Origin of the sequence: Microcoleus sp. S13C4 (genome assembly GCF_036700865.1) — a bacterium.
In the GTDB taxonomy this organism is placed as follows: domain Bacteria; phylum Cyanobacteriota; class Cyanobacteriia; order Cyanobacteriales; family Microcoleaceae; genus Microcoleus.
The window spans coordinates 38944-46933 of sequence record NZ_JAUBPS010000052.1 but is presented as its reverse complement, the minus strand read 5'-3'; the positions used below and the strand labels follow the sequence as shown (position 1 = coordinate 46933).

Sequence of the window (7990 nt, the reverse complement as noted above, 5' to 3'; positions counted from 1 at the left end):
AATAATTAAGTGGGGTCGTAAAATCAAAAATAAGGGCAATGCGTGTATCACAGTTTAAATGTGCAACAGCTTACCGCTAGTGATAACAATCTCAATACATAAATCTGGAACATCTTTAATAGTTGCGAAACCATAAGACAAATCTGCCTGATACTCGACTTGATTTTCGACAATCTGACTATAAGTAGCGCTGGGAAAGAATACAATTCTTCTTTGCAGAAAATACTGTCCCATTAGCAAGCCCATCAAACACCTAATCGCTTCATGCAACCTTCCCGTACCCACAATTTCTAAAACTCCCTCACAATAAAATAAGCGTACATTCGCCACGTCTTCAAAGCCAGCTTGAATAGCCTTGAATTGATGCCATGTCAAACCGCGCAAAGTGAAACGTTGTTCGGCTGCGGGAGAGGTGGTTAAATTGTCTACAGTTTGAAGCATGATTGTTTTATTGATGTTCAAAATGGTAGCGCAGGAGTGGGCGGGTTTACGACTTTACGAAATCCTTCGTTTTAGGCATTGAGAGTTAGTAAAACCCGCCCCTACGTTTAATCTTAGCTTAGTGGCTCGATTCCTGCCAAATCCAAAATTTGAGGAATTAAATCTTCTCGTTTGACGGCCATCAAGTGAACTCCTTGACAAATCTGCCGCGCTAGCTTGACTTGTTCGGCAGCAATTTTTATGCCTTCCTGCAAGGGTTCTGGAGCTTTTGCTAAACGATCGATAGTCTCTTGTGGGATGTGAACTCCTGGCACGTATTTTTTAATAAATTCAGCATTTTTAGCTGATTTAAACAAAAATATTCCTGCTAAAACTGGCTTGTTGCAGCCCGCAGCAACGTGGTGCATAAACTTATCCAAAACTTCAAAATCTGTAATTAATTGACTCTGGAAAAACTGTGCTCCAGCCTCTACTTTTTTCTCAAATCGACTTTGCAAACCAGACCAACTGGGGGATTGCGGATCGACTGCTGCACCGACAAATAAATCGGTAACTCCGTCTGTTAAAGGTTTGTCATTCCAGTCTTGGCCGCCGTTCATTTTTTGAATAACTTGCAACAGCCGAACTGATTCCAAATCGAATACACTTTTTGCTTTAGGATGGTCGCCCGCTTTGACGGGATCGCCTGTAAGTGCCAAGATATTATGAATGCCTAAAGCGTGGGCTCCCATGAGATCAGCTTGCAGGCCAATTTGATTGCGATCGCGACAAGCAACTTGACAAATGGGCTCAATTCCGTGCTGCACTAAAATCGCCGAAACTGCTAGCGGGCACATTCGCAGCACTGCGCGACTCCCGTCGGTGACATTAATGGCGTGCACTCTGTTTTTGAGGCGTTCAGCCATTTGAATTGTGTGAGTTATGTCGCCACCTTTTGGGGGGGCAACTTCGGCGGTAATTATAAATTCTCCGGGGGTGGTGCAGGCTGTGCGAAAACGGTTCATGATTATTTGTCTGTTATTGGTTATTTGTTATTTGACAGTTGACAGTTGAGAGTTGACAGTTGGTAGTTGTTAGTGAGCAGTTGGCAGTGGTCATTGTTAACCAATAACCCATAACAACTAACAACTCACAACTCACAACTAAACAGGTAAAGAATAACCGAAAGCTGTCTTAACCTTAGTTAGAGTTTGATTAGCAATAGCTTCTGCTTGTTCTCTTCCGCGACGTAGTACAGACTCTAAATATCCCGGATCGTCCATTATTTCTTTGTATTTATCCTGAATTGGCTTGAGGGCATTAATTGCCGTCTCTGTCAGCAGGGGTTTAAAATCTCCCCAACCCATGTTTTCACACTCGGTTGCTACTTCTTCCTTAGATTTGCCGGAAAGCAGGAGATAAAGTGTCAGCAAATTTCTAGCTTCGGGGCGATCGGGGTCGTCAAAAGTCAAACCCCGCACGGCATCTGTTTTGCAGCGCTTGATTTTTTTGGCGATCGTATCTGGCGAATCCAGTAAATTAATTCGACTTTGTTCGGAAGGGTCAGATTTCGACATTTTGCGCGTGCCATCTGTCAAACTCATTACCCTCGCACCGTCAGTCCGAATTAACGGTTCGGGAAGTTTCAATACTGGCTTTTCGGGTGTGCCGAATTGATGATTTAATCGGATGACAATATCGCGGGTGAGTTCCAAATGCTGTTTTTGGTCTTCTCCCACTGGCACTTTGTCGGCATCGTAAAGCAAAATGTCTGCTGCCATTAAGACGGGATAATTTAGCAAACCGGCGTTGACATTTTCACCTTGTTTAACTGCTTTTTCTTTAAACTGAATCATATCTTCGAGCCAGTTAATCGGCGTAATGCAGTTGAGCAGCCATGCTAGTTCTGTGTGCGCCGAGACGTGGGATTGCACGAAAATAGTAGAATATTCTAAATCGATCCCGCAAGCTAAATAGAGCGCGGCAATCGTGTAAGTGTCGGAGGCTAGAGTTGCTGGATTGTGCGGGGCGGTAATTGCGTGCAAATCGACTACGCAGAAGTAATTTTCGTACTGACTTTGACCTTCTACCCAGTTGCGAATGGCACCGAGATAATTGCCGAGGTGAAGATTGCCCGTTGGCTGAACTCCAGAAAGAACGCGCTGTTTGCCCATGAGGAAAGAATAGAATTGAACTCACAGTTCTATATTGACACGTTATTTCAATTTCAGAGCCTCTAATTTTCTGGCGCTTGACTGTTGACTGTTGACTGTTGACTGCTGACAACTAACAACGGGCAACTGACAACTGACAACTGGCTAATTACCAATCTGTCAGCAACCTTGCTTTGCGTAGAACAAATGTCAGAACAGTTTCTTCGCCGGTAATAATATCGGCTCTGCCTTCCATTCCCGATTGAATCGAATACTGGCGGGGGACATTAGCTTGCGGGTTGCCGAAGAATTGGCTGTTGGCGGATTTGAGTTTTGTTAAATAAGTTTGTTCGGGCTTAATTGCCACTTCGTAATAAGCTGTGCCTAAATTATTAGTGGGATTTTGAGTGGCGATCGCATCTGGGGCGATTTCGCTGACAGTTCCTTTTAATGTGCCGTAATCGGGGAAAGGCAAAGCCGAAATTCTGATCTGTACGGGTTGGCCGATTTGGATGCGGGCGATGTCTTGGGATGTTACCTTGGCTTTGACTACCAGGGGTACGTCGCTGGGGACGATTTGGGCGATCGCGCTGCCGGCTTGTACGGTTTGACCAGTATTTTGTACTTCCAATCTGAGAATTGTACCATCAGCAGGCGCGCGGATTACGCTATTTTCGAGTTTTAAGTCAATTTGATTTAGTTCTTTTTTAGCTTGAATCAATTGTTGTTGAATGGACGATTGCTTGACGAGCAAAACCCGCCGACTTCGGCCGAGTCTTTCGGCGACATCCGGCAGCGATGTGGCGAATTTTACTAAAGCGGATTCGATTAATTCTTGTTGGGCGGAACTTTCACTTTGGATGCTTTTAAATTGGGCGCTGGCCAAAATTTGATTTTCTAAGTCGCGCAGTTGCTGGTTGATTTGCTGTGCTGCTGTTTGAGACTGATTAATTATTTCTTGTAACTGCTTTTTTTGAGCGCCCAAACGGGAAGCGTCTACAACTGCGATCGCATCTCCTTCTTTTACTGTCTGATTCTCGCTGACAGCAATGCTTTCGACGGTTCCTTCGGTGGCTGCTTGCACGACGCGCACTTCTCCCGCCGGACGGACGATCGCGTCTGCTTTGACTGTAGCGCTGTATTTGGTGACGCTAGCGAAGGCGATCGCCCCGCCAAAGGTGGCCACCATCAAAATTCCCCCCAAAGTTGTCCAGCGGCTGACAGGGGGCAAAAACTGGTCGTTATCAAAGGTTTCAGCGGGGGTGGGTTCGGGAGTGCGATACATAGCGGCAAGGGGGAGAGGGGAAGGCTTTGGAGTTTGGAGTTTTGAGTTGGGGGAGAGGGAGAGATCGATCGCTTATTTCTTTTGTCACCTTTACGATCCGCTTTCCGGAAACCAAGAATAGGTTTAGAAGTCTAAATCAAAATTCACAGGGTCAAGGTAAAAATCCGCACAGCTTTGCCGTTACCACCCACAAACTTCGCCAAATATCAAGACTGGTGAGGCCAGCGGGCAACACTTATCAAAATATGGCGTTTCAGCAATGAGTTTTTGCGCTGTTACCGGGTTTTTCATGTATGCGTAGGTAGTAAGTAAGTACATAGGTATTAATAGGAGTTCTTTATGTCAGAAAATCAACAAAATTCACTCTTCACCGAAGTAACCGATCAAGAATCTGCTACTGTCAGCGGTGGCAGCATTAGCATGGGTATCAGCGGCGCTAACAGCAACAGCGAGACCGATAACAGCAGCAGCTATGGCGTCAATATGCTGTTTTTCCGGCCGCAACCTAGCCAGCTTTATCTGTACGATCCGAGCCGCGATCGCCCTTACCCAACCCTAGTGGTTTAGATAGCTGAGTCAGGTTGTGCGATCAAGTAAATTTTGAAAATTTCTCCGTAATATTCCGGAGATCCCACCGCACTACCAGAAGTATTAGTCAGTATTTACACGAAGCCCTAGAAATTAGATAAGATTTCTAGTTTCCCTTCAATTTTATTAAGTTAAACGGAGTCCAATCATGAAAGAAACAAAGGACAATTCACTGTTTTCTGAACTCACTTCTGAAGAATCAGCTAGCGTCAACGGCGCTTACTATTATTCCGAACGATCCGATTCTTCGAGATACAACTGTTACCATCCCACGCGTCACATTGTCTACCGCCGCAATTGTGATGGTACTTTCAGAGCAGTAACTCGCTACTGGTAAAGTTTAGTGCTACTGGTAAAGTTTAGTGCTGTCAATTGAGATCGCTCTATTGATATGAATTAATAAAGCACCCATAAACTTATGGGTGCTTTGTTCTGATTGGCTACTCGGTGAGGAGTAATGTTCATTAGGCTCTACTCATTATTCATTTTGCCAAATGTTAAAGAACATTCCTTTTATCCCAGAAATGCCTTTCTTCGGACAAGTAAACAGGTTGATGAAATATCAGGTTGTTCTCCAGCAGAGCGAAGAAGATTGCGGTGCAGCTTGTCTGGCTTCGATCGCTAAATTTTATGGACAGAATTTTACAATTAGCCGCTTGCGAGAATTTGTCGGTACTGGACAACAAGGGACGAGCTTACTTGGCTTGAAACAAGGAGCTGAGGCGATCGGCTTTAATGCTCGATCGGTGCGAGCAGCCGCTGCAATTTTAGACAAGCTCGATGATGCCCCTCTACCGATGATTATTCACTGGAACGGCTATCACTGGGCTGTTTTGTACGGCAAACAGGGCAACAAATATGCGATCGGCGATCCGGCGGTCGGTATGCGCTATGTTTCTAAAGCAGAATTAGCAGCAGCTTGGACAGATTGGCTGTGCTTGCTAGTAGAACCCGATGCTGAGCGGTTTTTTGTGGCCGCAGAGGGTCAACCGCCCGCCAATTCGTTACAAAAATGGATGCGCCGGATTGGGATTTATCGCCCGATTTTAATGGAAGCATTTTTGCTGAATGCAGTGTTGGGTTTGCTGTCAATTGCTTCGCCTTTTCTCGTTCAACTGCTCACCGACGACATTCTGGTGCGGGGCGACAGACAACTCCTGGCAAGCGTGGCGATCGCAGTTATAGTTATGAACCTTTTTAGCAGCAGTTTAGGATTGGTACAGTCGAACTTAATTGCTCAGTTTTCCCAGCGTTTAGAATTGGGATTGGTGATGGAATTTGCGCGCAAATTCCTGCGATTGCCGTTGAGTTTTTACGAAACCAGACGCAGTGGCGAAATTGTCAGTAGATTACAAGATATCCAAGAAATAAATAAATTAGTTTCTCAAGTCGCTATCAGCTTGCCCAGTCAATTTTTTATAGCTGTAGTTTCTTTTATTTTTATGTTATTTTACAGCAAAGAACTGACGTTAGCAGCTACAGTGATTGCTCTGTTAATGACTGCCTCTACCGTGGTATTTCTGCCCGCATTGCAGCAAAAAACGCGCAGTTTATTGGTGTTGGAAGCAGAAACTCAAGGCGTTTTAGTAGAAACTTTTAAAGGGGCGCTGACTGTTAAAACTACTAGCAGCGGTCAGCAACTTTGGGAAGAATTTCAAACCCGCTTCGGCCGGTTAGCAAAGCTCACTTTCCGCACTACACAAATTGGCATTGTCAACAATATATTTTCTGGTTTTGTTGCCTCGGCTGGCAGCATTACTCTGCTGTGGCTGGGTAGCGGTTTGGTAATTGACAAGGTATTGAGTATCGGTCAGTTGCTAGCGTTTATTAGTATGAATCAAAACGTTACTACTTGGGTGAATTCCTTAGTAGGATTTTCTGACGAAATGACTCGCGTCCAGACAGCAACTCAACGGCTATCAGAAGTTATCGACGCTGAACCGGAAACTAAAGACGATACGAAGAAACCTTTCGTAACAATTCAGAGTCAGGACAATATTATTTGTAAGGCAGTGAATTTTCATTATCCAGGCAGACTCGATTTGCTGGAGAACTTTTCTGTCACGTTTCCCGGCGGTCAAGCAATTGCTTTAATTGGCTATTCGGGATGCGGAAAAAGTACGCTAGCTAAAGTAATTTCTGGTCTGTATCCCCTGCAATCTGGTAATATTAGAATTGGTGGTTACAACTTGCAGGATTTGTCTCTCGACAGCCTCAGACAGCAGGTGGTTTTGGTTCCTCAAGAAGCGCATTTTTGGAGCCGATCGATTCTCGAAAATTTTCGTTTGGGTAGTCCAGATATTAGCTTTGAACAGATTGTTAAAGTTTGCAAAATTGCGGGTGCGGATGAATTTATCAGCCAATTGCCTGATAAATATCAAACTGTTTTAGGGGAGTTTGGAGCGAATATTTCTGGCGGACAAAGACAAAGATTGGCGATCGCCCGCGCCCTTCTCAACAACCCCCCCGTATTGATTTTAGACGAATCTACCGCAGGGCTTGACCCCGCAAGCGAAGCGGAAGTTTTAGAACAATTGTTGATGTATCGGCACGGGAAAACGACGATTTTTATCAGTCACAGACCGCGAGTGATCGATCGCGCCGATTGGATTATCATGTTAGAACGCGGTCGGTTGAAATTGCAAGGGTCTGCTGCAAAATTGCGATCGATTCCCGGAGATCATTTAGAGTTTTTGCATCCTTGAGCGAGTTAATAAAACAACAGGTTGAAATCTGTCGCTACAGAAACAAAACCCGCCTGCGTGGTTCGACACCGAGTCAATCGATTGTAGATTGTAGATTTTAGATTAAAGAATTGAAGCATTGACCCCACGGATAAATTCGGGGGCTCCTTTATCGGATACAGGTTTTTTATTTCTCCGTCCTGAGTCTGCGAAGGAATGAATCCGGGGGCTTGTATCCTGGATGCTTTCGGTCAACAGTCAACAGTCAACAGTCAACAATCATTTCGCTCGTCCAACCGGAATGGATATCACTCATGACTAATAACTTCTCTAAGATTCTTGAGCTAAAGTACATCGATCGCACAATCCGAAAAACTCCAAAGTGTGATAATAAATTTTGAAAGAATGAGATTGTTGTAGTTGGCTTTCTAAGTGGTGGACGGGGCATTCGTCGATCGTAATGGAGGTGCCACATTCCAGACAAGTTAGGTGATGTTGGTCTTGGTGGGCGGCACCGTAGAGAGACTCGCCACTAGCGAGGGTTCTGACGTGAACGAACCCCTCTCGCTTTAAACCGTCGAGGGAGCGGTAAACGGTTGCTAAGCCCATGCTGTGGTCGCTGTTACGCAGTTCTAAGTAGATATCTTGCGCTGAGAGCGATCGATTCAAGTGCTTGAGCAAGTGTAAAATACGCTCCTGACTGCGGGTGTGGTTGGTTCTCATAATTTTTTTCTCGAATCTGCTGGAATCACATCTGTCCCTATTTCTAGGCTATCTTACTTGGGCGAACCAAATGGCGATCGGCGCGCAGCTCGGTTGTAGAATACAATGGGGCTAACTTTCACATCACCTACCGCAAC

8 protein-coding genes are annotated in these 7990 nt (G+C 45.0%); 3 read left to right on the top strand and 5 right to left on the bottom strand.

The window, feature by feature from the left end:
- Nucleotides 1-54 precede the first annotated feature (54 nt).
- From QT996_RS20330 to QT996_RS20315, 4 genes are all read right to left on the bottom strand, one after another.
- Nucleotides 55-441, bottom strand: a complete 387-nt coding sequence (locus QT996_RS20330) for a hypothetical protein (RefSeq protein WP_333048564.1) — start codon at nt 439-441, stop codon at nt 55-57.
- A gap of 113 nt (nt 442-554) precedes the next feature.
- Entirely contained in the window at nt 555-1445 is an 891-nt protein-coding gene (locus QT996_RS20325) for a methylenetetrahydrofolate reductase (protein WP_333048563.1), read from the bottom strand.
- Between the two features lie 138 nt (nt 1446-1583).
- The gene (trpS, locus tag QT996_RS20320; RefSeq protein WP_006634695.1) at nt 1584-2594 is read right to left on the bottom strand and encodes a tryptophan--tRNA ligase; all 1011 of its coding nucleotides are present in this window, start codon (nt 2592-2594) and stop codon (nt 1584-1586) included.
- Between the two features lie 148 nt (nt 2595-2742).
- Complete coding sequence (locus QT996_RS20315) at nt 2743-3858, bottom strand: HlyD family efflux transporter periplasmic adaptor subunit (RefSeq protein ID WP_333048562.1); 1116 nt, start codon at nt 3856-3858, stop codon at nt 2743-2745.
- A 339-nt stretch (nt 3859-4197) separates the two neighbouring features.
- On the opposite strand from QT996_RS20315, the gene QT996_RS20310 reads away from it, so the two are divergent.
- The 3 genes from QT996_RS20310 (at nt 4198) to QT996_RS20300 (ending at nt 7151) form a co-directional block, all read left to right on the top strand.
- Nucleotides 4198-4425 carry a secretion protein HlyD gene (locus QT996_RS20310; protein WP_333048561.1) on the top strand — a complete coding sequence of 76 codons (228 nt, stop codon included), beginning with the start codon at nt 4198-4200 and terminating at the stop codon, nt 4423-4425.
- A 169-nt stretch (nt 4426-4594) separates the two neighbouring features.
- A complete protein-coding gene (locus QT996_RS20305; RefSeq protein ID WP_333048560.1) occupies nt 4595-4783 on the top strand; it encodes a hypothetical protein in 189 nt (62 codons plus the stop codon).
- 157 nt (nt 4784-4940) lie between these two features.
- Entirely contained in the window at nt 4941-7151 is a 2211-nt protein-coding gene (locus QT996_RS20300) for a peptidase domain-containing ABC transporter (protein ID WP_333048559.1), read from the top strand.
- 309 nt (nt 7152-7460) lie between these two features.
- On the opposite strand, the gene QT996_RS20295 is transcribed toward QT996_RS20300, so the two are convergent.
- On the bottom strand, nt 7461-7853 hold the full coding sequence (locus tag QT996_RS20295) for a Fur family transcriptional regulator (RefSeq protein WP_333048558.1): 393 nt from the start codon (nt 7851-7853) through the stop codon (nt 7461-7463).
- Nucleotides 7854-7990 lie beyond the last annotated feature (137 nt).

What these genes read in the sequence shown, in the direction of transcription:
- QT996_RS20330 (WP_333048564.1), bottom strand. Translation starts at nt 441, where the DNA reads ATGCTTCAAACTGTAGACAATTTAACCACCTCTCCCGCAGCCGAACAA.
- QT996_RS20325 (WP_333048563.1), bottom strand. Translation starts at nt 1,445, where the DNA reads ATGAACCGTTTTCGCACAGCCTGCACCACCCCCGGAGAATTTATAATT.
- trpS (WP_006634695.1), bottom strand. Translation starts at nt 2,594, where the DNA reads ATGGGCAAACAGCGCGTTCTTTCTGGAGTTCAGCCAACGGGCAATCTT.
- QT996_RS20315 (WP_333048562.1), bottom strand. Translation starts at nt 3,858, where the DNA reads ATGTATCGCACTCCCGAACCCACCCCCGCTGAAACCTTTGATAACGAC.
- QT996_RS20310 (WP_333048561.1), top strand. Translation starts at nt 4,198, where the DNA reads ATGTCAGAAAATCAACAAAATTCACTCTTCACCGAAGTAACCGATCAA.
- QT996_RS20305 (WP_333048560.1), top strand. Translation starts at nt 4,595, where the DNA reads ATGAAAGAAACAAAGGACAATTCACTGTTTTCTGAACTCACTTCTGAA.
- QT996_RS20300 (WP_333048559.1), top strand. Translation starts at nt 4,941, where the DNA reads ATGTTAAAGAACATTCCTTTTATCCCAGAAATGCCTTTCTTCGGACAA.
- QT996_RS20295 (WP_333048558.1), bottom strand. Translation starts at nt 7,853, where the DNA reads ATGAGAACCAACCACACCCGCAGTCAGGAGCGTATTTTACACTTGCTC.